Source organism: Oceanimonas sp. MB9, from assembly GCF_011319775.1.
In the GTDB taxonomy this organism is placed as follows: Bacteria; Pseudomonadota; Gammaproteobacteria; order Enterobacterales; family Aeromonadaceae; genus Oceanimonas; species Oceanimonas doudoroffii.
The window spans coordinates 140,153-164,117 of record NZ_VFBE01000005.1; the positions used below are offsets into that span (position 1 = coordinate 140,153).

At 61.8% G+C, this 23,965-nt stretch carries 23 protein-coding genes; 10 read left to right on the top strand and 13 right to left on the bottom strand.

The features are described 5' to 3' along the window. The first annotated feature begins 2 nt into the window (after positions 1 to 2). From OJHNALOF_RS03950 to parC, 3 genes are all read left to right on the top strand, one after another. Entirely contained in the window at positions 3 to 572 is a 570-nt protein-coding gene (locus tag OJHNALOF_RS03950; RefSeq protein WP_094200398.1) for a YqiA/YcfP family alpha/beta fold hydrolase, read from the top strand. Positions 573 to 1,176: 604 nt separating this feature from the next. Then, a complete protein-coding gene (gene parE / locus OJHNALOF_RS03955) occupies positions 1,177 to 3,072 on the top strand; it encodes a DNA topoisomerase IV subunit B (protein WP_094200397.1) in 1,896 nt (631 codons plus the stop codon). Positions 3,073 to 3,086: 14 nt separating this feature from the next. Further along, positions 3,087 to 5,339: a DNA topoisomerase IV subunit A gene (gene parC, locus OJHNALOF_RS03960; RefSeq protein ID WP_165661226.1), complete on the top strand. Its 2,253-nt coding sequence runs from the start codon at positions 3,087 to 3,089 to the stop codon at positions 5,337 to 5,339. A 46-nt stretch (positions 5,340 to 5,385) separates the two neighbouring features. Here the strand turns inward: parC and OJHNALOF_RS03965 are convergent, their stop codons facing one another. The 10 genes from OJHNALOF_RS03965 to OJHNALOF_RS04010 form a co-directional block, all read right to left on the bottom strand. Further along, positions 5,386 to 7,344: a methyl-accepting chemotaxis protein gene (locus OJHNALOF_RS03965; RefSeq protein ID WP_165661227.1), complete on the bottom strand. Its 1,959-nt coding sequence runs from the start codon at positions 7,342 to 7,344 to the stop codon at positions 5,386 to 5,388. A gap of 114 nt (positions 7,345 to 7,458) precedes the next feature. Then, positions 7,459 to 7,863, bottom strand: coding sequence for an 8-oxo-dGTP diphosphatase MutT (gene mutT, locus OJHNALOF_RS03970; RefSeq protein WP_165661228.1), 405 nt, complete (start codon positions 7,861 to 7,863; stop codon positions 7,459 to 7,461). Then, the gene (yacG, locus tag OJHNALOF_RS03975) at positions 7,853 to 8,044 is read right to left on the bottom strand and encodes a DNA gyrase inhibitor YacG (protein WP_094200393.1); all 192 of its coding nucleotides are present in this window, start codon (positions 8,042 to 8,044) and stop codon (positions 7,853 to 7,855) included. The genes mutT and yacG overlap by 11 nt, the downstream gene beginning before the upstream one ends. Next, on the bottom strand, positions 8,041 to 8,775 hold the full coding sequence (gene zapD, locus OJHNALOF_RS03980) for a cell division protein ZapD (RefSeq protein WP_094200392.1): 735 nt from the start codon (positions 8,773 to 8,775) through the stop codon (positions 8,041 to 8,043). The genes yacG and zapD overlap by 4 nt, the downstream gene beginning before the upstream one ends. A 51-nt stretch (positions 8,776 to 8,826) precedes the next feature. Then, the gene (hemW, locus tag OJHNALOF_RS03985) at positions 8,827 to 9,972 is read right to left on the bottom strand and encodes a radical SAM family heme chaperone HemW (RefSeq protein ID WP_165661229.1); all 1,146 of its coding nucleotides are present in this window, start codon (positions 9,970 to 9,972) and stop codon (positions 8,827 to 8,829) included. Next, positions 9,972 to 10,604, bottom strand: a complete 633-nt coding sequence (rdgB, locus tag OJHNALOF_RS03990) for an RdgB/HAM1 family non-canonical purine NTP pyrophosphatase (RefSeq protein WP_165661230.1) — start codon at positions 10,602 to 10,604, stop codon at positions 9,972 to 9,974. Before rdgB ends, hemW begins: the two co-directional genes overlap by 1 nt. A 160-nt stretch (positions 10,605 to 10,764) precedes the next feature. Beyond that, positions 10,765 to 11,178 (bottom strand): DUF4426 domain-containing protein, encoded by a 414-nt coding sequence (locus tag OJHNALOF_RS03995; protein WP_094200389.1) that lies wholly within the window; start codon positions 11,176 to 11,178, stop codon positions 10,765 to 10,767. Positions 11,179 to 11,267: 89 nt separating this feature from the next. Next, positions 11,268 to 11,819, bottom strand: coding sequence for a YggT family protein (locus tag OJHNALOF_RS04000; RefSeq protein ID WP_094200388.1), 552 nt, complete (start codon positions 11,817 to 11,819; stop codon positions 11,268 to 11,270). Positions 11,820 to 11,828: 9 nt separating this feature from the next. Continuing rightward, complete coding sequence (proC, locus tag OJHNALOF_RS04005; protein ID WP_094200387.1) at positions 11,829 to 12,653, bottom strand: pyrroline-5-carboxylate reductase; 825 nt, start codon at positions 12,651 to 12,653, stop codon at positions 11,829 to 11,831. 10 nt (positions 12,654 to 12,663) lie between these two features. Then, complete coding sequence (locus OJHNALOF_RS04010) at positions 12,664 to 13,356, bottom strand: YggS family pyridoxal phosphate-dependent enzyme (protein ID WP_094200386.1); 693 nt, start codon at positions 13,354 to 13,356, stop codon at positions 12,664 to 12,666. Between the two features lie 31 nt (positions 13,357 to 13,387). On the opposite strand from OJHNALOF_RS04010, the gene OJHNALOF_RS04015 reads away from it, so the two are divergent. From OJHNALOF_RS04015 to yaaA, 3 genes are read left to right on the top strand one after another with little or no spacing between them, the layout of a single operon-like run. Beyond that, complete coding sequence (locus OJHNALOF_RS04015; RefSeq protein WP_094200385.1) at positions 13,388 to 14,422, top strand: type IV pilus twitching motility protein PilT; 1,035 nt, start codon at positions 13,388 to 13,390, stop codon at positions 14,420 to 14,422. Between the two features lie 40 nt (positions 14,423 to 14,462). Continuing rightward, a complete protein-coding gene (locus tag OJHNALOF_RS04020) occupies positions 14,463 to 15,572 on the top strand; it encodes a PilT/PilU family type 4a pilus ATPase (protein WP_165661231.1) in 1,110 nt (369 codons plus the stop codon). Positions 15,573 to 15,579: 7 nt separating this feature from the next. Next, positions 15,580 to 16,359 (top strand): peroxide stress protein YaaA, encoded by a 780-nt coding sequence (yaaA, locus tag OJHNALOF_RS04025; protein WP_165661232.1) that lies wholly within the window; start codon positions 15,580 to 15,582, stop codon positions 16,357 to 16,359. Positions 16,360 to 16,489: 130 nt separating this feature from the next. On the opposite strand, the gene OJHNALOF_RS04030 is transcribed toward yaaA, so the two are convergent. Both OJHNALOF_RS04030 and srmB read right to left on the bottom strand, forming a co-directional pair. Then, positions 16,490 to 16,651: a hypothetical protein gene (locus OJHNALOF_RS04030; RefSeq protein ID WP_165661233.1), complete on the bottom strand. Its 162-nt coding sequence runs from the start codon at positions 16,649 to 16,651 to the stop codon at positions 16,490 to 16,492. A gap of 56 nt (positions 16,652 to 16,707) precedes the next feature. Then, the gene (gene srmB / locus OJHNALOF_RS04035; protein ID WP_094200382.1) at positions 16,708 to 18,003 is read right to left on the bottom strand and encodes an ATP-dependent RNA helicase SrmB; all 1,296 of its coding nucleotides are present in this window, start codon (positions 18,001 to 18,003) and stop codon (positions 16,708 to 16,710) included. Positions 18,004 to 18,073: 70 nt separating this feature from the next. On the opposite strand from srmB, the gene OJHNALOF_RS04040 reads away from it, so the two are divergent. Both OJHNALOF_RS04040 and brnQ read left to right on the top strand, forming a co-directional pair. Beyond that, positions 18,074 to 18,781 (top strand): tRNA1(Val) (adenine(37)-N6)-methyltransferase, encoded by a 708-nt coding sequence (locus OJHNALOF_RS04040; RefSeq protein ID WP_165661234.1) that lies wholly within the window; start codon positions 18,074 to 18,076, stop codon positions 18,779 to 18,781. A 152-nt stretch (positions 18,782 to 18,933) separates the two neighbouring features. Next, a complete protein-coding gene (gene brnQ / locus OJHNALOF_RS04045) occupies positions 18,934 to 20,250 on the top strand; it encodes a branched-chain amino acid transport system II carrier protein (protein ID WP_206063556.1) in 1,317 nt (438 codons plus the stop codon). A 63-nt stretch (positions 20,251 to 20,313) separates the two neighbouring features. On the opposite strand, the gene fldB is transcribed toward brnQ, so the two are convergent. Then, positions 20,314 to 20,829, bottom strand: a complete 516-nt coding sequence (gene fldB / locus OJHNALOF_RS04050) for a flavodoxin FldB (RefSeq protein ID WP_094200379.1) — start codon at positions 20,827 to 20,829, stop codon at positions 20,314 to 20,316. Positions 20,830 to 20,903: 74 nt separating this feature from the next. Between fldB and xerD the strand changes: the two genes are divergently transcribed. Together xerD and recJ are read left to right on the top strand one after the other, a co-directional pair. Then, positions 20,904 to 21,791 (top strand): site-specific tyrosine recombinase XerD, encoded by an 888-nt coding sequence (gene xerD / locus OJHNALOF_RS04055; RefSeq protein WP_094200378.1) that lies wholly within the window; start codon positions 20,904 to 20,906, stop codon positions 21,789 to 21,791. Positions 21,792 to 22,188: 397 nt separating this feature from the next. Continuing rightward, the gene (gene recJ / locus OJHNALOF_RS04060; RefSeq protein ID WP_165661236.1) at positions 22,189 to 23,925 is read left to right on the top strand and encodes a single-stranded-DNA-specific exonuclease RecJ; all 1,737 of its coding nucleotides are present in this window, start codon (positions 22,189 to 22,191) and stop codon (positions 23,923 to 23,925) included. Positions 23,926 to 23,965 lie beyond the last annotated feature (40 nt).

The following is a 23,965-nucleotide window of genomic DNA, read 5'->3' on the forward strand; positions in this document are numbered from 1 at the left end:
CCATGGCGACCCTGCTTTATCTGCACGGCTTCAACTCGTCGCCCAATTCCATCAAGGCCCGGCTGATGCGGGAGCACCTGCAGCAGCACAGGCCCGATATCGAGCTGATCTGCCCGCAACTGGCGGCCACCCCGGCGGCGGCCTGGGAACAGATTGCGTCCATTTGTGACCAACAGAGTGTTCCTTTCGGTGTGGTGGGCTCGTCCCTGGGCGGCTTCTGGGCCACCCGAGTGGCGGAGCAGTATGGCGTGCGCGCCGTGGTGGTGAACCCGGCGGTGAACCCTCATGTATTACTGGCCGATTGGCTGGGCGAGCAGGTGAATCCCTACACCCACGAGCGCTACACATTGACCGAGCGGCATATGGCCGAGCTGGCCGAGCTCAGGGTCAATGCCCCCACCTGCCTGGACCGCATCTGGCTGCTGCAACAGCAGGGGGACGAGGTGCTCGACTACCGGGAAGCCCTCGATTACTACCACTTCGCCAGAACCTGCATTCAGAAAGGCGGCGACCACGCCTTTATCGGCTTTGAGCACTACTGCGCCCAGATCATCCGCTTCCTGCAGCTGTAAGCCTTGAAAGCCGGAAACCAGTCTCTTGTTCCCACGCTCCGCGTGGGAATGCATATCGTCTGTCTGGCCCGCTGCAAAGCGAAGCAGCAGCGCGGTTACACTTCACGACACGCTTCGGTAAATGCCACTCACTAAAAATGCCTGCTGCGAACATACTCAATGTTCGGTCAGGCATTTTTACTTTGTCACGGCGAGCAAGCTCGCCCCATGGGCGCTCGGCAAATGCATCTGACCGCCAGGGATGGCGGAAATGCCGAAAATGCAGGAGCAATTTTCGGCCATGACATTTGCCGGTCGGCTTCGGTAATCCCCACTGTTGCTTCGGGCAACACCGGCGTTGCCTGTAAGCTGACAGCCAACGCCGAGTGTCCTCAGGAGGGCAAAGGGTGTCTGCTTTGCCGTGCCCGTTGCGCCATGGATGGCGCAACGGAGCCCCCATGGATGGGTTTACGGCGTGCCGGCGAAGCTGTGCCCTTTGGCCGACGGCAGTGCACTGGCCTGCAAACGATATTATTTCCGGCTTCCGGCGGTTTTGCATACGGCTTCCCGCAATGGGCTTCGAGTAGTAAGATCCGGCAATAACCCCAGATTACCGAAGGTCAACATGACATCGAGTCAATATACTGCCGACGCCATTGAGGTGCTCAATGGCCTGGAGCCGGTGCGACGTCGCCCCGGCATGTATACGGACACCGCCCGCCCCAACCACCTTGGCCAGGAAGTCATCGACAACAGCGTGGACGAAGCCCTGGCCGGCCATGCCCGTAAGGTGGAGGTGATCCTGCACGAGGATCAGTCCCTTGAGGTGGTCGACGACGGCCGCGGCATGCCGGTGGACATTCATCCGGAAGAGGGCATTTCCGGGGTGGAGCTGATCTTCAGCAAGCTGCATGCCGGCGGCAAGTTTTCCAACAAGAACTACCAGTTCTCCGGCGGCCTGCACGGGGTAGGCATTTCCGTGGTCAATGCCCTCAGTTCGCGGGTGGAGGTCACCGTGCGCCGGGGCGGCCAGGTGTTTGAAATGGCCTTTGAACATGGCAACAAGGTGAGTGAACTCGCGGTCACCGGCACCTGCGGCCAGCGCAATACCGGCACCCGAGTGCGGTTCTGGCCCGATGGCAGCTACTTCGACTCGCCCCGTTTCTCCGCCTCCCGGCTCAAGCATTTGCTGCGGGCCAAGGCGGTGCTGTGCCCGGGGCTCACCATTCGCTTTGACGACAAGGCCAATAACGAAACCCTGGAGTGGTGCTATGAGGACGGCCTCAAGGACTACCTGGTGGAAGCGGTCAAGGACTCCCCCTGCCTGCCGGAAGCGCCCTTTACCGGCAGCTTCTCCGCCGAACACTCGGCGGCGGACTGGGCCCTGTGCTGGCTGCCGGAGGGCGGCGAGACCCTGGGGGAAAGTTACGTCAACCTGATCCCCACGGCCCAAGGCGGCACCCACGTTAATGGCCTGCGCCAGGGCCTGCTGGATGCCATGCGCGAGTTCTGCGAATTCCGCAACCTGCTGCCCCGGGGCGTCAAGCTGACCCCGGACGATATCTGGGAGCGCTGTGCCTACATTCTGTCGGTGAAAATTCAGGATCCCCAGTTTGCCGGCCAGACCAAGGAACGGCTGTCGTCGCGCCAGTGCGCGGCCTTCGTCTCCGGCGTGGTGAAGGACGCCTTCAGCCTGTGGCTGAACCAGCATATCGAACTGGCCGAGCAACTGGCCGAGCTGTGCATCAGCAGCGCCCAGCGCCGGCTGCGCCAGGCCAAGAAGGTGGTGCGCAAGAAGGTCACGCAAGGGCCGGCGCTGCCCGGCAAACTCACCGATTGCGCCTGCTCCGATCCGCTGCAGGGCGAGCTGTTTCTGGTGGAAGGGGACTCCGCCGGCGGCAGTGCCAAGCAGGCTCGGGATCGGGAATTTCAGGCCATCATGCCGCTGCGTGGCAAGATCCTGAATACCTGGGAAGTGGAATCCGGCCAGGTGCTGGCCTCTCAGGAAGTGCATGATATTTCTGTAGCCATTGGCCTGGATCCGGACTCGGACGATCTGTCCGGCCTGCGCTACGGCAAAATCTGTATTCTTGCCGACGCCGACTCCGACGGCCTGCACATCGCCACCCTGCTGTGCGCCCTGTTCGTGCGCCATTTTCGCCATCTGGTGGCGGCGGGACACGTGTTTGTGGCCATGCCGCCGCTGTACCGCATCGATGTGGGCAAGGAAGTGTTCTACGCCCTGGATGAAGACGAGCGCGACGGCGTGCTGGAGCGCATTCGCGCCGAGAAGAAAAAGGGCAAGGTGCAGGTCACCCGCTTTAAAGGCCTGGGCGAGATGAACCCCAAGCAACTGCGGGAAACCACCCTGGATCCCAACACCCGCCGGCTGGTGCAGCTGACCGTGGACGACAGCGAGGCCACCGAAAAGCTGATGGACATGCTGCTGGCCAAAAAGCGCGCCGGCGATCGCCGGGAATGGCTGGAAACCAAGGGCAATATGGTCGACCCCCTGGCCTGAGGATATAAAACAATATGAATCAAGATTTTACCATGGAAGGGGTGGAGCGCCTGCCGCTGCACACCTTTACCGAGCAGGCCTACCTGAATTACTCCATGTACGTGATCATGGACCGGGCCCTGCCGCACATTGGCGACGGCCTCAAGCCGGTTCAGCGCCGCATCATCTACGCCATGAGCGAGCTGGGGCTGTCGGCCCTGTCCAAGCACAAGAAATCCGCCCGTACCGTGGGCGACGTGCTGGGTAAATACCACCCCCACGGCGATTCCGCCTGTTACGAGGCCATGGTGCTGATGGCCCAGCCCTTCTCCTACCGCTATCCGCTGGTGGACGGTCAGGGTAACTGGGGCGCGCCGGACGATCCCAAATCCTTCGCCGCCATGCGCTATACCGAGGCGCGGCTGTCGCGCTTCTCCGAGCTGCTGCTGAGTGAACTGGGCCAGGGCACGGTGGAGTGGATTCCGAACTTCGACGGCACCATGAAGGAGCCGCGCATGCTGCCGGCCCGGCTGCCGCACATACTGCTGAACGGCGTTACCGGCATTGCCGTGGGCATGGCCACCGACATTCCGCCCCATAACGCCCGGGAGCTGGCCAATGCCTGCGTGCATCTGCTGGACCACCCCAAGGCCACGGTCAGCGAGCTGATGGAGCATGTGGTCGGGCCCGATTACCCGACCCAGGCCGAGATCATTACCCCCAGGGCCGATATTCAAAAGATCTATGAAACCGGCAAGGGCAGCATCAAGATGCGCGCGGTCTACCATCAGGAGCAGGGTGATATCGTCATTACCGCGCTGCCCCATCAGGCCAGCGGCGCCAAGATCTTGGAGCAGATCGCCGGCCAGATGCAGGCCAAGAAGCTGCCCATGGTGGCGGACCTGCGGGACGAGTCGGATCATGAAAACCCGACCCGGCTGGTGATCATACCCCGTTCCAACCGAGTGGACGTGGAGCAGCTGATGCAGCACCTGTTCGCCAGTACCGATCTGGAGAAGAACTACCGGGTCAACCTCAACATGCTGGGGCTGGACAACCGGCCCCAGGTAAAGAGCCTGGAGCGTATTCTCGGCGAATGGCTGCAATTTCGCCGTGAGACCGTGCGCAGTCGGCTGCAATACCGGCTCGACAAGGTGGAAGCCCGGTTACATATTCTCGCCGGTTTGCTGATCGCCTTTCTCAATATCGATGAAGTGATTGAGATTATTCGCACCGAGGATGAGCCCAAGCCGGTGCTGATGGCCCGCTTTGGCCTCACCGACACTCAGGCCGAAGCCATTCTCGAGCTGAAACTGCGCCACCTGGCCAAACTGGAAGAAATGAAGATTCGCGGCGAGCAGGACGAGCTGGCCGCCGAGCGGGACAAGCTGGCGCAGATTCTGGGTTCAGAGCGCCGCCTCAGCACCCTGCTCAAGAAAGAGATCCTGGCCGACGCCGACAAATACGGTGACGATCGCCGCTCGCCCCTGGTGGAGCGGGAAGAAGCCAGGGCCCTGAGTGAAAAAGAGCTGATTCCCAGTGAGCCGGTGACCATAGTGCTGTCGGAAAAAGGCTGGATCCGCTCCGCCAAGGGCCATGAGGTGGACGGCGCCGGGCTCAGCTACAAGGCCGGCGACGGCTTTCTCGATGCCGCCCCCGGGCGCAGCAACCAGATGGCGGTGTTTCTGTCCAGCACCGGCCGGGCCTATGGCCTGGACGCCCACAGCCTGCCCTCGGCCCGGGGCCAGGGTGAGCCGCTGACCGGCCGTTGCAGCCTGAGCCCGGGGGAGCAGGCCCGCTTTGTGCTCACCGGCGAGGAAGATCGGCTCTACCTGCTGGCGTCCGACGCCGGTTACGGCTTTGTCTGCCGCTACGGTGACATGGTCAGCCGCAACAAGAACGGCAAGGCGCTGCTCACCGTGCCCGCCGGCGGCGAGGTGCTGAAACCCGTGCCGGTGGCACAGGTGGACAGCGAGCTGTGCCTGGTGGTGACCAACGAGGGCCGCATGCTGCTGTTCCCGCTGAAGGACTTGCCCATGTTGGCCAAGGGCAAGGGCAATAAGCTCATTGGCATTACCGGTGCCAAGGTGCAGGCGCGGGAAGACTTTATCAAGCAACTGGCGGTGGTGCCGGCAGACGCCAGCGTCACCCTGCATGCCGGCAAGCGCAAGCTGACCCTGAAGCCCGCCGATCTGGCCCACTACCAGGGCGAGCGCGGTCGCCGCGGCGCCCTGCTGCCCCGCGGCCTGCAACGGGTGGACAGCCTGGAGATTGAACAATCCGAGTAAGTGCGAAAGGCCGGGGATGCCCGGCCTTTCCGTTTCTCCGGTTGCGTCAGCTGCGGAACTGGGCCATCAGCTGCCCAAGCTCGCCGGCGAGCCGGGCCTGGCGACCGGCATGTTCGGCCACCCGGGTCGACACCTCGTTAACCTCACCGGCGGCGCCGTGAATAGCGCCGATATGGGCGTTGAAGCTCTCCGCCACCAGGTGCTGTTGTTCGGCAGCGCTGGCGATCTGGGTCGTCATGTCGGTGATCTCGTCGACCGATATCTTGATCGCTTCAAATGCTTCCCGTGCCTGGCTCGAGCGCAGTACCGCCAGCTCTGACTGTTGCTGGCTGGCGGTCATGTTGTCTACCGCCTGGCGGGTTTGCTGGTTGAGATCGGCCAGCAGGCTGTCGATCTCGGCGGTAGATACCTGGGTGCGTTGGGCTAGGGTGCGTACTTCGTCGGCCACCACCGCAAAGCCCCGGCCTTGCTCGCCGGCCCGGGCCGCTTCAATGGCGGCGTTGAGCGCCAGCAAGTTGGTCTGCTCGGCGATGCCGCGGATCACTTCCAGAATTGAATTGATACGAGCGCTTTCTGCTTCTAGCTGGCAAATATGCCGTGCCGATTGGCCCAGTTGCTCGCTCAACGCTCGTACGCTTTCTTCCGTGTCCAGCATCACGGCCTTGCCCTGATCACTGGCGAGCTGGCCCCGGGCCGCCGCCTCGGCCGAGCGGGTGCAGCTTTGGGCCACCTCGTTGGCGGAGGCCGTCATCTCGGTCAGGGCGGTGACCATGCGCTCCACTTCCGCCAGTTGATGGCCGCTGGCGGTGCCTACCGCCGTGGCGTTCTCACGGCCGAGGGCAGACACGGTGTCGACCTGATGGGCGGTGTCCTTGATACGGATCACCAGCTGCTGGATAGATTCCAGGAACTGATTGAACCATCGCGCCAGCTCGCCGGTTTCATCCCGGCTGAGTACCTCAAGGCGACGGGTCAGATCCCCTTCACCCTGGGCGATGTCCTTCAGCCCCCGGCTGACCTGCAAAATGGGGTTCACCACCAGGCCTGACAGCCACCAGGCCAGCAGCAATACCAATGCCACCAGCAGGGCGCTGGTGGCCAGCGTGGTCCACAGCATTTGCCGGGCCGGCGCCAGCATTTCCTGCTCCGGCATCAGGGCGATGAATTTCCAGCCCAGCCGGGCTGAGGGATAGACCAGGGCCCGGTAGGTTTCGCCCTCGAGTTCCAGGGTGAGCATGCCGTCGTCGGCGTCGGCCAGGCGGCGGTAGGCCGGATTTTCCAGCTCGGCCAAGGGGTTGAAGTTGTGTTCCGGACGGGCGGCATCCACTAGCACGGTGCCGCCGTCCTCCACCAGCATCAGGTAGCCGCGCTCGCCCAGGCGCGCCTGCCGGGCCATGTCGGTCAGCGCCTTCAGCGAGATGTCTATGGCCATGACGCCGTATTCCTCACCGGCCTGGTTGCGAAAACTGCGGGCCATGCCGACCATGGTGTTGTCATCGGCCGCCCAGTAGTAGGCCGGCGTGCGGATCACCTCGCCGGGCCGCTGTCTGGCCAGTTGATACCAGTGACGCTTGCGGGGATCGTAACCGGCGGTAACCTCGCCCAGGGGCCACTGTACATAGCCGCCCTCCCTGGTGCCCATGTAGACATAGGCCAGGCCCGGATGGGTGTTGGCAAAACGCTCGAATTCCCGGTAGATGTCGGCTTCGAGGTTGCCATTCTTGTCCGGTGTCATACGCTGGGCCGGTCCCAGATGGTAGTGGCTCAGGCTGGTGTCGGCCCGGGCCAGGATGGGGGAGGAGGCGAGGTAGTCAACGTTCTGGCCGATTTGATCGAAATAGTCGGCGAAGGCCTGCTCCAGGGTGCGGATTTCGGCTAGGCTCAACTCCTGCAGACGCTGCTCGGCCTGATCCCAAGTCTGGTGCAGGGTAAGGTAGGACAGTAGACCCGTCGGAAGCAAGCTAGCCAGCAGCAGGGTCAGCAACAGTTTGTGTCGTATGCGCATGAACGGTTCTGGGTGGATTACGAAACCGATAGCGTCACGTCTTCAGCGCCGGCAGGCTTAGCCGGCACCGTCGTCACTTATTCTGGTTGCGACGGGCCGAGCCTGCCGCTGTGATCAGCGTTCCAGCAGCTTGTCTAGGATGGGGCGGTTGGCGGCGGGAAAGTCGTAGTGGTGCAGCTCTGGCACCGGCACCCAACGGCTGGGCTGGCCCTCGCGGCCGTGGGGCTCGCCGGTAAAGGCGGTGACTCGGCGAATATCGAGGGTCACCCGCTTGTCGCCATAGTCATGGTCAATGCGCATCAAGGGTTCGCAGACGCTTACCTGAATGCCAATTTCCTCTTCCAGCTCCCGGGCCAGGGCCTGAGCCACGGTTTCACCGCTTTCCACCTTGCCACCGGGAAACTCCCACTTAAAGGCCTGGTGCTGGCTCTCGCCGCGGCGGCAGACAAAAATCTCGCCGGCGGCGTTTTGCACCACGCCCACCGCCACCAGTATCGATTTTTTACCCTCAGAACTCATTTTCGCCATCCTGTTCGGGCAGCCAGGCGGGCTCGCCGGGAATGCGTTTTTCCTCATCGGCCCATTCGCCCAGATCGATCAGCTGGCAGCGCTTACTGCAGAAGGGGCGAAAGGGACTTTGTTTACCCCACTCCACGGCGGTGCCGCAGGTGGGGCAGGGGACGGTCGTGATCGTGCTCATTTGATGTTTGCCAGTTCAAAGTCGATGTTGCCGATGTCAGTGTTGCCCACCGGCATGAAGCGAATGGTAAAACGGTATTTGTTGCCGCTGACCACAGGGTATACCGGCAGCTCGGCGGGCAGGCGCAGCCGAATCATGTCGGTATGCTCGGCACTGTCCTGGAAAAAGCCGGCATTGGCCCGCTGGGGCTGAAACTGACTGCTCTCCCGCCACAGGGTTAACAGCAGGCTGAGGCCCTGTTTGAGCAGGGCGAGCTGATCCACCCAGCCATCCAGATCCTGCTGCTGGCGTTCCACCGGCTGGTGCAGCCAGTGATGCAGCTGGGGCACGTCAAAGGGGCAGAGGCCGCCGGGAATGGCAAAGCGGCTGCGCACCGCCGAGAGCAGCCGGTCTTCCCGCAGGGTCTGGCCCAGACGGGCGCTGCGGGGCAGTTGCTGGCTGAGGGACTCCAGCTTGTGGGAAAACTGGGCCAGGGCGGCGGCGTCTACCCCGGGCACCTGGGCCCAGGCTTCCAGCCGGCCTTTTTGCAGCTCCAGATCCTTGGCCAGATCGGCGCGCAGATCGCAGCGCTCCAGCAACTCCAGGGTATCGAGCAGGGCTTTGAACAGGGCGGTGGCCTGGCCGGGCGCATTCAGCCCCCGGCACTGTTCAATCTGTTGCAGCAGCTCGTTCAGCCGCAGGTAGTTGCGGCACTTTTCATTGAGCGGAAATTCGTAAACCAGTGATGACATAACGCGCTTGGCCTGTGGTTCAGGGCAATAATAGCCGCAAGTGTACCCGCTTCACTCCTCAAGAAACAAATCCAGCAACCGGTTGAGAAAGCGCCGCCCCAGCGGCGTAACCCGCCAGTGTGTGCCACTGTCTTCCAGCAGCTCCAGCCGCAACGCCTCGGCCAGCGGGGCTTGCAGCCGCTCTCGGGGCTGGCCGGTGAGGACGGTGAACTCGTCCTTGGGAATGGGCTCGAACAAGCGCAGCCGGTTCATGAAGTATTCCAGCGACAGATCCTGCGCCGCTATGTGCCAGTGCTGATCCAGGTAGGGTCGCGACGGCTCCAGATAGCCCCTGGGGTGCTTGACCTTGACGGTGCGCAGAATGCGTCCCTGTAGCGGCAGGGTAATTTTGCCGTGGGCGCCGCAGCCGATGCCCAGGTAGTCGCCAAAGCGCCAGTAGTTGAGGTTGTGCTTCGCCTCGAAACCGGGTCTGGCGTAGGCGGAAACTTCATATTGCCGATAGCCATGGGCCAGCAGCAGCTCGTGGCCGCGCTCATAGATCTCCGCCAGGGTGTCGTCTTCCGGCAGCGCCGGCGGGCGCGAGGCAAAGGGGGTGTTGGGCTCTATGGTGAGCTGATACCAGGACAGGTGCGGCGGCGCCAGCGCCAGCGCCTTTTCCAGATCAAACAGGGCGTCTTCCAGGCGCTGTTCCGGCAGGCCGTGCATCAGATCGATGTTAAAGCTGTTGAGGCCCACCCCGGCGGCTTCCCGCGCGGCAAAGCGGGCCTGCTCGGGATCGTGAATGCGGCCCAGGCGCTTGAGCTTTTCGCCCTGAAAGCTTTGCACGCCAATGGAGATGCGGTTGACGCCGGCCTCGCGAAAGCCGCCAAAGCGCCCTGCTTCCACCGTGCCCGGGTTGGCTTCCAGGGTGATTTCGATGTCGTTTTCAAAGGGCAGGTGCTCCCGCACGCCGGCCAGCAGCCGGCCGATGGCCTCGGGGCTCAGCAGGCTGGGGGTGCCGCCGCCGATAAAGATGCTGTGCAGCTTGCGTCCCTGGGCGAAATGCAGATCGGCATCCAGATCCTGCAGCAAGGCATCTATATATTCCTGCTCGGGAATGTCGTGCTTTAAGGCATGGGAGTTAAAGTCGCAATAGGGGCACTTTTGCACGCACCAGGGAATGTGCACATACAGACTGAGCGGCGGCAGTGTCAGCATCAGATAGCTTCTTGCAGCAGTTGCTGCAGTTGATGCAGGGCGCTGGCGCGGTGGCTGTGGCGATTTTTTTCGGCCGGGGTCAGCTCGGCGGACGTCTTGCCCGCTTCCGGCACGAGAAACACCGGATCATAGCCAAAACCGTTCTCGCCTTCGGGCGATGTGGTGATTTCACCCTGCCAGCGGCCGGTACAGATAAGCGGCGTGGGATCGTCGGCGTGGCGCATAAATACCAGTACACACCAGAAGGTGGCCTGGCGCTTGTCGGCCGGGACCTCCCGCATTTGCTCCAGCAGCAGCTCGAGGTTTTGCCGATCGGTGGCATGCTCACCGGCAAAGCGAGCGGAATAGACGCCGGGGCGGCCGCCGAGGGCGTCCACCGCCAGGCCGGAGTCGTCGGCAATGGCTGGCAGGCCGGTCACTTGCGCGGCGTGGCGGGCCTTGATAATGGCGTTTTCCACAAAGGTGGTGCCGGTTTCATCGGCATCGGTCACGCCCAGCTCGGTCTGGGGCACCACGGTCATGCCCAGTCCACCCAGCAGGCTCTGCAGTTCGGCTACTTTTTTGGCGTTGCCGGAGGCCAGTACGATTTGTTGAGTCACCTTTCGCTCCTGTGGAATACCGCAAGCGGGCATGATACCACCGTGACCGTAAGATGTGAGGGGGGAAGGAGAGTGGGGTGAGGAGTGAGGGGATAGGGGTGAGGAGATAGGGGGTGAGGTGTGAGGTGGGGAGGTGCCAGCCGTGACCTGCTCCTCACCCCTTACGCTTCACCCCTCACCGGCCCGCAAGAGCTCAATCGGTATAGAAGGTATGGCGAAAGCTCAGTTCGCCGCCCTGTCGGGCGCCCTGAATATCGATGGTGAACAGCACATTGTCTTCATTGCGGTAGGGATACTGGGCAATGTAGTAAAGGGCCTCCCCTTCGCGAATGGTCTGAAACTCCAGCCGGCGTACGTTGCCGAGCAGGTTCTTGCCCTGGCCGCTCAGGGAAACCTGTACCGGCTTGCCGTCGGCGTCGAGCACGGCAATGTTGAGCAGGCCGTTGTAGCGGCTGCGCTCTATGTTGTTGCCCTGGGCCACTTCAGGGGAAAGAAAGGTGGAGGGGAAGGCGCTGTAATGCACCGTCCAGTCGCCGATGCGGGTTTCCTCGGCCGAGGCCGGCAGGGCAAACAGCAGGGCCAGCGCGGTGAGCATTGCTTTGAACATAACGATTCCTTATTTCCAGTGGCGGTCACCAAAAGTTTAGGTCAGGAGCGCCGCCGCTCTCCAGCCACGCTCCGTGATTGCCCGAAAGGTTACAGCTGCCACCACAGCGGGCCAAACAGATCCCCCATCAGCCAGTTCAGCGCCTGCAGCGCGATAAAGGCCACCAGAATACTCAAATCAAGCCCGCCCATGGGTGGGATCACACGGCGTAGCGGCGCCAGCAGGGGCTCGGTGAGCTGGTACATGACATATTCAATCTGGCTTCGGCCCTGGCTCACCCAGCTCAGCAGGGCGCGAATGATCAGAATCCAGAACAGCATAACCCCGGCCTTTTTCAGCACGGTGATCAGCCCCACCAGCACCACGGTACTCCAGTCGGCGTACAGCAGGTTCATGGCCTTGAACAGGGCCAGTTTGATGGTGGCCACTATCAGCGCCAGCAACACCGCCGCCATATCGATGCCGAAAAAGCCCGGGATCAGCCGGCGCAGGGGCTTGAGTACCGGGTTGGTGGCCTTGACCACGAACTGGCTGAAGGGGTTGTAGAAGTCGGCCCTGGCCAATTGCAGCCAGATACGCAACAGCACCACCATGAGGTAGAGATCGAAAACCGTGTTAATCAGGTAATAAGCGGTGTTCATCATGGGTCCTTAAAGCTGGCTCTCGAGTTCCCGGGCACGGGCCACGGCGGCGGCCATGGCGTCTGCCACCAGACGGTCGAGGCCGTTGTCGTTAAAGCTGCGAATGGCTTCGGCGGTGGTGCCGCCCTTGGAAGTGACCTGCTCACGCAACTGGCCCAGAGACAACTGCGGGTTGGCGGCCACCATGTTGGCGGCGCCGAGGGCGGTTTGCTGCACCAGTAGACGGGCCTCATCGGCGGAGAAGCCGTTGCGCTCGGCCTCTTTGGCCATGGCTTCCATAAACAGGAAAAAATAGGCGGGGGCGCTGCCGGCAGCGGCGATCACCTGATTGATGCCGTCTTCCTCGGCCACCCACAGTGCCTGGCCCACCGCTTCCATCATGTGCTGGCAGTAGTCCCGGTCGGCCTGAGCCACATGGGGGCGAGCGTAAAGCCCGGTCATGCCCAGCCCCAGCAGTGAAGGGGTATTGGGCATGGTGCGCACCAGGTTGCTGTGGCCACCGGCCATTTGCTCCAGCCGGGCCACGCTGATGCCGGCGGCGATGGAGATCAGCAGCTTGCCATCAAAGCGGGCGCCGGCGGCGAGCTGCTCGCCGAGCATGGCGGCCATCATCTGGGGTTTGACCGCTAGTACCACCGCCTCGGCCTGCTCAATGGCCTCGAGGTTGTTCTGGGTGGTGCAAATGCCAAAGTCGGCGGCCAGGGCATCCAGCTTGGGCCGGGACGGATTGGCGGCGATAATGTGGTCGGCCGGGTAGCCGGACTGGATCAGCCCGGAGATCAGGCTGCGGGACATGTTACCCGCGCCGATAAAGGCGAGTTTTCTGTGTTCCATCAATGATCACTCAAGGGTTGCGGGAGCCGAAGATGGCAGTGCCCACCCGTACCAGGGTGGAGCCACAGGCCACTGCCAGTTCCAAATCGTTGCTCATCCCCATTGACAGAGTGTCCAGCTGGGGGTGTTTTTTCTGCATTCTATCAAAGAGTTGTTTCAACTCTAGTAATTGTGCCCGCAGGGTGTCGGAATTGTCGGTTGCCTCCGGAATTGCCATCAGGCCACGCAGGCACAGCCGGGGCAGGGCGGCCACCTGTTCGGCCAGGGCTTCGGCCTCGGTGGGACTCAGTCCCGATTTGCTGGCCTCGCCGCTGACGTTGATCTGCAGGCAGACATTGAGCGGGCGCATATGGGGCGGGCGTTGATCATTGAGGCGCTGTGCGATTTTGAGTCGGTCCACGGTCTGCACCCAGTCAAAATGTTCGGCCACCGGCCGGCTCTTGTTGGATTGCAGCGGGCCGATAAGATGCCACTCGATGTCGGGGCAGGTCTTTTTCAGGGCGGTGATCTTGTCCACCGCTTCCTGCACATAGTTTTCGCCAAAGCGGCGTTGGCCGGCGGCCCAGGCCGCGGCCACGTCGGTGGCGGGTTTGGTCTTGCTGACCGCCAGTAAATCGGTTTCGTGTGGCTCGCGGCCGGCATGGCGGGCGGCATCGGCTATTCTGTCGTAAACGTCTTGCAGATGCTGTGTGATAGTATTCATTCGATAACCAAAAAAACGACAGGGGCTGAATATGGATATTACGGAATTACTGGCGTTCAGTGTAAAGCATAACGCCTCGGATCTGCACCTCTCCGCCGGGGTGCAGCCGCTGATCCGGGTGGACGGCGACGTACGCAAGATCAACCTGCCGGTACAGGATCACCGGGAAGTGCATCGCCTGGTATATGACATCATGAACGATCGCCAGCGCAAGGAACTGGAAGAGCACCTGGAAGTGGACTTCTCCTTTGAGCTGCCGGGGCTGGCCCGTTTTCGTGTGAACGCCTATCACCAGGCCCGGGGCGTGGCGGCGGTGTTCCGAGTGATTCCGAGCGAAATCTGGACCCTGGAGCACCTCAATGCGCCGGACATCTTTCGCACCATTTCCGAATATCCCCGCGGCCTGGTGCTGGTCACCGGCCCTACCGGCTCGGGCAAGTCCACCACCCTGGCGGCCATGGTCAATCATGTCAACGAGAACTTTAACAAGCATATTCTCACCATTGAAGACCCGATTGAATTTGTGCATGCCAACAAGAAGTGCCTGGTCAACCAGCGGGAAGTGCACCGGGATACCCTGTCGTTCAGCAATGCCCTGCGCTCGGCGCTGCGGGAAGACCCCGACATTATTCTGGTGGGGGAATTGCGGGATCTGGAAACCATTCGGCTGGCACTGACCGCCGCCGAAACCGGCCACCTGGTGTTTGGTACCCTGCATACCTCTTCGGCGGCCAAGACCATAGACCGTATCATCGACGTCTTTCCCGGGGCGGAAAAGGACATGGTGCGCTCCATGTTGTCGGAATCGCTCAAGGCGGTGATCTCCCAGACCCTGCTGAAAAAGATCAACGGCGGCCGGGCGGCGGCCCACGAGATCATGCTGGGCACCCCGGCCATTCGCAACCTGATTCGGGAAGACAAGGTGGCGCAGATGTATTCGGTGATCCAGACCAGCATGGCCCACGGCATGCAAACCATGGATCAGTCCCTCAAGCGGCTGGTGACCAGCGGCGAGGTCTCCCCCGCCGATGCCCGCATCAAGGCGGTGGATCCCCAGGGGATCTGAGCCCGGCCTTCATTTCCTGTATCACCTAGCGGAGAACACGATGGAACTGGCTTCATTACTGAAAAACATGCGCGAGCTGCAGGGATCGGACATGTATATCTCGGTGGGGGTGGCACCCACCGTCAAGTCCCAGGGCAGGCTGGTGCCCATTGCTGAGGTGGCTCTATCGGAGGCCGATGCCCTGGCGCTGGTGGAGTCCTGCATGAGCGAGGAGTGGCGCGCGCGTTTTCACACCGAGAAGGAGGCCAACTTCGCCATTAACCATCCCGAGCACGGCCGGTTTCGGGTCAGTGCCTTCTGGCAGCAGGAAAAGGCGGGCATGGTCATTCGCCGCATCGAAAGCCGCATTCCCACCTTTGAGGAGCTGTATCTGCCCGAGGTGTTGCGCGAGGTGGCCATGGCCAAGAAAGGGCTGGTGCTGTTTGTCGGCGGAACCGGTTCGGGCAAGTCCACCACCCAGGCGGCCATGATCGGCCACCGCAACCGCCACTCCGGCGGCCATATTCTCACCATTGAGGATCCGGTGGAGTTTATTCATCAGCACGAGCAGTCGATCGTCACCCAGCGTGAAGTGGGCATCGACACCGAGTCCTTTGATGCCGCACTGAAAAGCTCGCTGCGCCAGGCCCCCGATGTCATTCTGATTGGTGAAATTCGCTCCGAAGAAACCATGGGCTATGCCCTGGCCTTTGCCGAAACCGGTCACCTGTGCATGGCCACCCTGCACGCCAACAACGCCAACCAGGCCATTGACCGCATCATGCACCTGGTGCCCGAGAACAAGCACCGCCAGCTGCAGTTTGATCTGTCGTTCAATCTGCGGGGCATTGTGGCCCAGCAACTGATCCCGACCCGGGACGGCAAGCAGCGCCGGGGCGCCTTTGAGATCCTGCTCAACACCCCCATGGTGGCCGACGTGATTCGTCAGGGCGATATGCACCGGCTCAAGGACATCATGGCCAAGTCCCGGGAAGCGGGCATGCAAACCTTTGATCAGGCGCTGTTTGACCTCTACAGCCAGCAGCATATAGGCTACACCGAAGCCCTGGCCTACGCCGACTCGCCCAATGATCTGCGGCTGATGATAAAGCTGCAGGGCGGGCGCGGTCTCGACTCCGATCTGCTTGATAACGTAACCATAGAACCCTGAGGACCATATGCTGATAGTGGTGTCCCCCGCCAAGACCCTGGACTACGACACGCCGCCGGTGATTGCCGATTACACTCGGCCCGAGCTGCTGGCGCACTCCGCCGAGCTGATTGAGCGGGCCCGTGAACTGACTCCGGCCGACATTGGCAGGCTGATGAAGATCAGCGACAAGCTGGCGGGTCTGAACGCCGCCCGCTTTGCCGACTGGCAGCCGGAATTTACGCCGAAAAATGCCAAACAGGCGCTGTTGGCCTTTAAGGGGGATGTGTATACCGGCCTGGACGCCGACACCCTGAGTCCGGGCGACTTTGCCTTTGCCCAGGCCCACATGCGTATGCTGTCGGGCCTGTATGGTCTGTTGCGGCCGCTGGATCTGATGCAACCCTACCGGCTGGAGATGGGAACAAAGCTCGATAACGCCCGGGGCAAGGATCTGTACGCGTTCTGGGGCGATATCATCACCGATGCCCTGAACCGGGCGCTGGTGGAGCAGGGGGACAACGTGCTGATTAACCTTGCCTCAAACGAGTATTTCAAGGCGGTGAAACCGAAGCGGCTGGAAGGCCAGATAGTGACCCCGGTGTTCAAGGACTGCAAGAACGGCCAGTACAAGATCATCAGCTTCTATGCCAAGAAGGCGAGGGGCATGATGGCCCGTTACATCATCGAAAACCGGCTCACCGAAGTGAGCCAGCTGACCGCCTTTGATACCGCCGGTTACTATTTTGTGGAAGAAGAATCGACCGCCACCGAGCTGGTGTTTCGGCGGGAAGAGCAAAACTCCTGAAAAAAATGAAAAAGGGCGGGAACCTTTCCCGGACGGCACCCCTCTATAAGGATGTGTCTACTGAATTTCAGCAATTCCCTTTTTTGACTCTCTCTTTTGTTTTTTCGACCGGCCCACTGGGCCGGTTTTTTTATTTCAGCCATTTCGGGCCGGTGATGTCGTCTTCGCGCCGACCGCCCCGTTCGCGCCGGTCGAGGGGATCCTTTTCCGGCTCCCAGCGAATTCTGGCCCGGCGATCGAGGTTTTTGCGGCGCTGCAGCCGGCGGCGTTCCTTTTCTTGCCTGGTGGTCATGGCATTGGCTCCCTTGCCTGAGTTACCGCCAGTATAGCCTTCAGGCCGGGAAAGGATTATTCCTTGTCCTGCTTGTCCTTCAGCCAGCGGGGCTGTCCCTTGGCCTTTTGGTCACGCAGGCGGGCTTTTTTCTTGGGCTGGGCGGCCTTTTTGCCCTTGCCGTCGGTGTCCTTTTTCTTGCGCACCGCCACCGCCGCTTCCTTGTGCTTGGGGCGCAGTTCGTCGATGACCCGGCGTTTGAGCTTCTGATCGGTGTAACGCTCCACCTTAACCACCATGGCCATGTCGTGGGCCTCCACCAGGCTGATGGCGGTGCCCTTGCGGCCGGCCCGGCCAGTGCGGCCGATGCGGTGCACATAGACGTCGGCGGTGCGCGGCATGTCGTAGTTGATCACATGGCTGACCTCGGGCAGATCGATGCCCCGGGCGGCGACATCGGTGGCCACCAGAATGTTGACCTTGCCGTTGCGAAAGCGGCGCAGTGCTTCAAAACGCTTGTCCTGATCCATTTCGCCGCGCAGCCAGGCGTTGTCCAGGCCTTCCTGCTGCAGCCGGCTGGCCAGCTCCATCAGCCGGTCCCGGGTTTTGACGAATACGATACTGCGGGTGACGTCGGGCTGGCGCAGCAGGTGGGTGAGCAGGGCGAACTTGTGCTCGGGGTCGTCGGCCAGGTGCAGCCACTGGTTGATCTTCTTGCGCTCGCTGCGGGGCGGCTCGGCAGACAGCTCTACCGGCTCCTTGAGAATGTCGGCGGCAAATTTGGTCAGTCCACGGCCTTCCAGGGTGGCGGAAAACAGCATGGTCTGGCGGCGCCAGCGGGCCTCGGCGGCAATGCGATCCACGTCCTGAATAAAGCCCATGTCGAGCATGCGGTCGGCTTCGTCCAGGATCAGCATTTCAATGTCGCGGCTGTCGAACGACTCTTCGTCTATGTATTGCAGCAGCCGCCCGGGGGTGGCAACGACGATGTCGGTGGTTTTGGTCAGGGCCGGAAGGTGCTTTTCGGCATTCACGCCGCCGGTGATGGTTTCCACCCGCAGGCCGGTTTCCTTGAGCATGGCCTTGGCGTCGTCGGCAATCTGCTTGGCCAGCTCCCGAGTGGGGGTCAGCACCAGCACTCGGGCCGGGCCGGCCTGGCGCCGGGGAAAGTCGAGCAGGTGCTGGCAGGCGGGCAACAGAAAGGCCGCGGTCTTGCCGGTGCCGGTGGGGGCGGAGGCCATGATGTCCCGGCCGCTCATGGCTTCGGGTATGACCTGGCTCTGAATGGTGGTGGGTCTGGCATAGCCCATGCGGGCCAGGGCGCGAACCAGAATGGGGTCCAGCTCCAGTTGCTCAAAGGTCATACTGCTCATGTTCAATTCCGTCAGCCAAAATGGCCGAGTATTATAGGCGAACTTCCACCAAAATACTCACAGGATCACCATGGCCGGCCGCGGTTTTACCCTCAAGCAATTTCATGTTCATCACGACCGCTGTGCCATGAAGGTGGGCACGGACGGCATTCTGCTCGGGGCCTGGGCACCTCTGGGCCGGGCCAGGCGTATTCTGGACGTGGGCACCGGCTCCGGGCTGGTGGCGCTGATGCTGGCGCAGCGTGGCGACGAAGGGGTACACATTACCGGGCTCGAGCTGGATGAAGCGGCCGCCGGCCAGGCCGCCGACAACGTGGCGGCTTCGCCCTGGCCCGGGCAGATCAGCATTGTTCAGGGCGCCTTGCAGCAGTTTGAGGCCGAACCCTTTGAGCTGATCGTGTCCAATCCGCCCTATTTTGCCCCGGGGCAGGCCTTTGACTGTGCCGCCCGGGCCAGCGCTCGTCATGGCGGCAGCCTGAGTCTGGCTGAGCTGTTTGCCCATTGCAGCCGGTTGCTGAGCCCGACCGGACAGCTATGTCTGGTGCTGCCCTGGCAGGCACAGCAGGATGCTCTGTGGTGTGCGGATTCAAATGGGCTGTTTTTGCTGGAGCAGAAGTCGGTTATCACCCGGGAAGGTAAAAGCCCGGGTCGTTTTTTGTTGCGCTTTGGCAGGATCAAAAACTGTTTGATTGCGGGTGATATCGTCATAAATACTGCGAATGGAGAGTATGGCGATATATACAAAGGTATGGTGTCGCCCTTCTATCTTAAGATGTAAATTTTGCATTGAAGATAATTTTCACATCATTATGCTATTCGGCTGCTTGTGCGCTGCCAGTTTTTAGTATTTTACAAACCCGGAATGGTAGCGCATCGTCTTGTTTAATTGCTTAGTTTCCAAACGAAACTTTCATTTTGCGCATCGCCGCCATGAGGTTTGTCTTGAAAAAACCACTGTCCACCTTTGATGTTATGGGGCTTGGCTTCATGACATTCGCCTTTTTCCTCGGGGCCGGAAACATCATTTTCCCCCCCCTGGCCGGCTTTCTCGCCGGCGAGCATCTGACCAGCGCCATGTTTGGCTTTCTGACCACGGCGGTGGGCCTGCCCCTGGCCGGCCTGGTGGCTGCGGCCCTGGCCGGTGGCGGCCTGCCGGTGATGGGTCGTTACCTGCCGCCCCTGGTGATCACCCTGATGGGCAGTGCCATCTTCATCATCATCGGTCCGGCCTTTGCCGCGCCCCGCACCGGCCTGGTGGCCTATGAAATGGGCGTGAAGCCCTTTCTCGACAACCCGGGCCAGGGCGCGCTGACCCTTTACACCCTGGTGTTTTTCGGCGTAGCGCTACTGCTGTCGCTGAGTCAGGGCCGGTTGCTGGAGGCGGTGGGCAAGCTGCTGACGCCGCTGTTGCTGGTGCTGCTGGTGGCCCTGGCCATTGCGGTGTTCGTGAATCCCCAGGGAACACAGCCGGCGGTCACCGAGGCCTACCTGGCCCAGCCCTTTGTGAAGGGCTTTATCGAGGGCTATAACACCATGGATACATTTGCATCCCTGCTGTTCGCCATGCTGATCCTGGACGTGCTGCGCAAGAAGGGCGTGACCGACACTCGTGCCCAGTCCCGCTACCTGATGGCCGCGGCGCTGATCGCCGCCGCCGGCCTGGGCTTTGTGTATATTTCCCTGTTTGTGCTGGGCGGCACCAGCCAGGGCGTGGTGATGGACGCCAGCAATGGCGGCGAGATCATCAGTGCCTACGTGCTGTCGCTGTTTGGTGAGCCGGGGCTGTGGATCCTCTCGGCCATCGTCACCCTGGCCTGCCTGACCACGGCGGTGGGCCTGGTATCCTCCTGCGCCGATTACTTCCATAACCTGACCGGCAAGGGCAGCTATAAAAGCTGGGTGATCGGCATCGCCACCGCCTGCATGCTGGTGGCCAATGTGGGCCTGAATACCCTGATCAGTGTGTCTGTGCCCATTCTGGTGGCCCTCTATCCGGTGGCTATCGCCCTGGTGGTGGCCACCTTCCTGCGGCCGTTGATGCGGGCCCCGGTGTTCGCCTTTCGCCTGATTATGAGCGTGGCCTTTTTCTTTGGCCTGCTCGACGGCCTGCAGGCCGCCGGCTTCGACATGAGCCTGCTCGACTTTATGCCGCTGTTCGGTGTGGGTATGGCCTGGACCCTGCCCACCGCCCTGGCCGCCGTGGTTGGCCTGGTGGCCGGCAAGGCACCGCAACACGCCACCGCCTGAGTGCGATCCGGTTAAATCAAAAAAGCGGCCTTAGGCCGCTTTTTTCGTTGAGGGAAGAGGAGATTAGAGCGCTGCAATCTCGTCCAGGATCTGCGCCACCCAGGTTTCAATGCGGGTGTCGGTGTCGTCATACTGGTTGGCTTCGTCCAGCGACAGGCCGACAAAATACTTGCCGTCTTCGGTGAGCGCCTTTGAGGCCTCGAACTCGTAACCCTGATTGGGCCAGTAGCCCACCACGCTGGCGCCCCGGGCCACCACTCGGTCGTGCAGCATGCCCAGTGCGTCCTGAAACCACTCGCCGTAGCCCAGCTGATCGCCCATGCCAAACAGCGCCACCACATGGCCGTCCAGATCCAGTGAATCGATATCGTCCCAGTGGGACTCCCAATCTTCCTGCAGTTCGCCAAAATCCCAGGTGGAAATGCCAAGGATCAGAATGGGGTAGTCCTGAGTACGCGCCAGCGGCACATCCCTGATATTATGCAGATCAACCAGCTCGGCACCGAGCTGGTCGCGAATTTTCTCGGCCGCGATCTCGGTGTAGCAGGTGGTCGAGCCGTAAAACAAACCGATATTCATGGGGCTCCGTTCTTGTTTCACAGAATGGCGCTATCATAACAGAAGCCGCCTGCCGGGCGGAGCACGGAGTCAACATGAGTCATCCGCTGGTCGAGCAGTTTATTGACGCCCTCTGGCTGGAAAAGGGGCTGTCCGACAATACCCTGTCTTCCTACCGCAGCGATCTGGGCCACTTCGCCGTCTGGCTGGACGGTGAGGGCGGCAGCCTGCTGGCGGTGGACAGCCTGACCCTGCAGCAATACCTGGCCCATCGCATTGACCTCGGTTTCAAGGCCAGCAGCACGGCACGCATGCTGAGTGTGTTGCGGCGTTTTTTTCAGTACCTGCACCGGGAGCAACTGCGCAACGACGACCCCAGCGCGCTGATTGCCGGGCCCAAGCTGCCCAAGCGGCTGCCCAAGGATCTGAGCGAGCAGCAAGTGTCGGCGTTGCTCGATGCCCCCGAGCCCGGTGATCCCCTGGAGCTGCGCGACAAGGCCATGTTGGAGCTGCTCTATGCCAGCGGCTTGCGGGTCACCGAGCTGGTGAGCCTGTCGATGGAAAGCATCAGCCTGCGCCAGGGGCTGGTGCGGGTAACCGGCAAGGGCAACAAGGAGCGGCTGGTGCCCATGGGGGAAGAAGCCCTGTACTGGCTGGGCCGGTTTCTCAAGGAAGGGCGGGCGGCGCTACTGGGAGAGCAGGCGTCGGACGTGGTGTTTCCGTCCCGGCGGGCTCGGCAGATGACCCGACAGACCTTCTGGCACCGCATCAAGCATTACGCCCTGCGCGCCGGCATAACCCAGGAATTGTCGCCCCACACCCTGCGCCATGCCTTTGCCACTCATTTGCTTAACCACGGTGCCGATCTGCGGGTGGTGCAAATGCTGCTGGGCCACTCGGATCTGTCTACCACCCAGATCTACACCCATGTGGCCACCCACCGCCTCAACGCCCTGCACGAAGAGCATCACCCTCGGGGGTAACCGCCTGCGGCGGAGCTTGAAGCTTTAAGTCGTTTGGCTGGAGGCACTGTGCCGTGCCTGTTGGCTCACATGAAGGCTGACAACAGGTGGGCCGTAGGTTGCCGATGAACGCAGTGAATCGCAACAATGAATGGCGTCTGCCGAGTGTTGGAATTCGCTTCGTTCATTCGCAACCTACTTTGACTAACAGTCAACTACGGTACTGCACGAAGCAGCAGTGGGGATTGCCGTCGCCGACCGTCACCTGCCAGGGAAGGCAGGTGCCGAGCGTCCCATGGATGGGCCTGAAGCGTGTCGGCGTAGCGCAACCGCGCTGCTGCTTCGTCTTCGGGAGAGCGTTGCAAATTTCACCTTGCCCGGTTAGTGTTGTTCGCCTGTTTAAACAGCCAGTATTTTTATGTCAGTGTCTTCCTCCCTGCCCATTCGCCGGCGTGAGCCGGTGGCTCACCGGTTACCCGCCGATCTTCCCGCCATTTTGCAGCGGTTGTATGCCAGCCGTGGCGTCATTGAGGCCGAGCAGCTCAACCTGCAGGCCAGCGCCCTGCACAAGCCGGCGTTGCGCGGCATGGATGAGGCGGTGCGACTGCTGGTGCAGGCGCTGAATGAGCAGCGCAGCATTCTGATCGTGGGCGACTTTGACTGCGACGGCGCCACCAGCTCGGCGTTGATGGTGCACGGCCTGCGCGCGATGGGCGCGCAGCGGGTCAACTACCTGGTGCCCAACCGCTTTGATTATGGCTACGGACTGAGTCCGCAAGTAGTGGAAGAAGCGGTGGAACTGGGGGCCGAGCTGCTGATCACCGTGGATAACGGCATTTCCAGCATCAGCGGGGTGGCGGCGGCAAAAGCCGCGGGCATGCGAGTGATCGTGACCGACCATCACCTGCCCGGCGACGAAATACCTGCGGCCGATGCCATCGTCAACCCCAATCAGCGCGGCTGCGACTTCCCATCCAAGAATCTGGCCGGGGTGGGGGTGGCCTTTTACCTGCTGCTGGCGCTGCGCTCGGCCCTGAGCGAACGGGGCTGGTTTGAGCAACAGGGCATTCGTGCGCCCAATATGGCGGATTATCTCGATCTGGTGGCGCTCGGTACCGTGGCCGATGTGGTGGCGCTCGACGGTAACAATCGGGTGCTGGTGCATCAGGGGCTGCAGCGCATGCGCGCCGGCCGGTTGCGCCCCGGCATTCAGGCGTTGATCGATATTTCCGGGCGCAACCAGCAACGGCTGGTGGCCTCGGATCTGGGCTTTGCCCTGGGGCCGCGGCTCAATGCCGTGGGCCGGCTCGATGATATGTCCATGGGCGTGGCCTGCCTGCTCTGCGACGATATCAACGAGGCCCGCCGGCTGGCGGCCCAGATGGACGAGCTCAACCGGGAGCGCAAGGCCATTGAGACCAGCATGCAGCAGGAAGCCCTGGCAACACTCACCAAGGTGCGCATCAGTGACGGCGCCTTGCCGTCGGGGCTGGTGCTGCACCAGGACGACTGGCATCAGGGGGTGGTGGGGCTGGTGGCCTCACGCATCAAGGAGCAGTATTACCGCCCGGTTATCGCCTTTGCCGAAGCCGGCGGCGACGAGCTCAAGGGCTCGGGTCGCTCCATTCCCGGGGTGCATCTGCGGGATCTGCTTGAAGCGGTGAACAGCCGTCATCCGGGTCTTATCACCAAGTTTGGCGGTCACGCCATGGCTGCCGGGCTGTCGCTGTCCAAGGGGGCGCTTGAGCCGTTCAAGGCGGCTTTTGAATCCATGGTGGAGGAGTGGGTCAGTCCCGAGCTGCTCACCGGCGAGATCCTCAGTGACGGCGAGCTCACCGCTGCCGAGCTGACCCTGGAACTGGCCGAGCAATTGCGTTTTGCCGGCCCCTGGGGCCAGGCCTTTCCCGAACCGCTGTTCGACGGCGAGTTTCGTATTATTCAGCAACGGCTGGTGGGCGACAAACACCTCAAGCTGGTGCTGAGCCCGGACGAGGGCCGCACCGTCATCGACGCCATCGCCTTTAACGTGGATCTGGGCACCTGGCCCAATGCCGCCATTCAGAAAGTGCAGCTGGTATACAAGCTGGATGTGAATGAATGGAAGGGGCGGCGCCAGCTGCAATTGCTGGTGGAACGGCTGGCGCCGCTGGTGTGAAGCTCGCTACTTCGGCCTGCGAGCCGAAATGATGGATAAG

Bases quoted from the DNA above. Each gene is read 5' to 3' on its own strand.
- OJHNALOF_RS03950 (WP_094200398.1), top strand. From the start codon at position 3: ATGGCGACCCTGCTTTATCTGCACGGCTTCAACTCGTCGCCCAATTCC.
- parE (WP_094200397.1), top strand. From the start codon at position 1,177: ATGACATCGAGTCAATATACTGCCGACGCCATTGAGGTGCTCAATGGC.
- parC (WP_165661226.1), top strand. From the start codon at position 3,087: ATGAATCAAGATTTTACCATGGAAGGGGTGGAGCGCCTGCCGCTGCAC.
- OJHNALOF_RS03965 (WP_165661227.1), bottom strand. From the start codon at position 7,344: ATGCGCATACGACACAAACTGTTGCTGACCCTGCTGCTGGCTAGCTTG.
- mutT (WP_165661228.1), bottom strand. From the start codon at position 7,863: ATGAGTTCTGAGGGTAAAAAATCGATACTGGTGGCGGTGGGCGTGGTG.
- yacG (WP_094200393.1), bottom strand. From the start codon at position 8,044: ATGAGCACGATCACGACCGTCCCCTGCCCCACCTGCGGCACCGCCGTG.
- zapD (WP_094200392.1), bottom strand. From the start codon at position 8,775: ATGTCATCACTGGTTTACGAATTTCCGCTCAATGAAAAGTGCCGCAAC.
- hemW (WP_165661229.1), bottom strand. From the start codon at position 9,972: ATGCTGACACTGCCGCCGCTCAGTCTGTATGTGCACATTCCCTGGTGC.
- rdgB (WP_165661230.1), bottom strand. From the start codon at position 10,604: ATGCCCGCTTGCGGTATTCCACAGGAGCGAAAGGTGACTCAACAAATC.
- OJHNALOF_RS03995 (WP_094200389.1), bottom strand. From the start codon at position 11,178: ATGTTCAAAGCAATGCTCACCGCGCTGGCCCTGCTGTTTGCCCTGCCG.
- OJHNALOF_RS04000 (WP_094200388.1), bottom strand. From the start codon at position 11,819: ATGAACACCGCTTATTACCTGATTAACACGGTTTTCGATCTCTACCTC.
- proC (WP_094200387.1), bottom strand. From the start codon at position 12,653: ATGGAACACAGAAAACTCGCCTTTATCGGCGCGGGTAACATGTCCCGC.
- OJHNALOF_RS04010 (WP_094200386.1), bottom strand. From the start codon at position 13,356: ATGAATACTATCACACAGCATCTGCAAGACGTTTACGACAGAATAGCC.
- OJHNALOF_RS04015 (WP_094200385.1), top strand. From the start codon at position 13,388: ATGGATATTACGGAATTACTGGCGTTCAGTGTAAAGCATAACGCCTCG.
- OJHNALOF_RS04020 (WP_165661231.1), top strand. From the start codon at position 14,463: ATGGAACTGGCTTCATTACTGAAAAACATGCGCGAGCTGCAGGGATCG.
- yaaA (WP_165661232.1), top strand. From the start codon at position 15,580: ATGCTGATAGTGGTGTCCCCCGCCAAGACCCTGGACTACGACACGCCG.
- OJHNALOF_RS04030 (WP_165661233.1), bottom strand. From the start codon at position 16,651: ATGACCACCAGGCAAGAAAAGGAACGCCGCCGGCTGCAGCGCCGCAAA.
- srmB (WP_094200382.1), bottom strand. From the start codon at position 18,003: ATGAGCAGTATGACCTTTGAGCAACTGGAGCTGGACCCCATTCTGGTT.
- OJHNALOF_RS04040 (WP_165661234.1), top strand. From the start codon at position 18,074: ATGGCCGGCCGCGGTTTTACCCTCAAGCAATTTCATGTTCATCACGAC.
- brnQ (WP_206063556.1), top strand. From the start codon at position 18,934: ATGAGGTTTGTCTTGAAAAAACCACTGTCCACCTTTGATGTTATGGGG.
- fldB (WP_094200379.1), bottom strand. From the start codon at position 20,829: ATGAATATCGGTTTGTTTTACGGCTCGACCACCTGCTACACCGAGATC.
- xerD (WP_094200378.1), top strand. From the start codon at position 20,904: ATGAGTCATCCGCTGGTCGAGCAGTTTATTGACGCCCTCTGGCTGGAA.
- recJ (WP_165661236.1), top strand. From the start codon at position 22,189: ATGTCAGTGTCTTCCTCCCTGCCCATTCGCCGGCGTGAGCCGGTGGCT.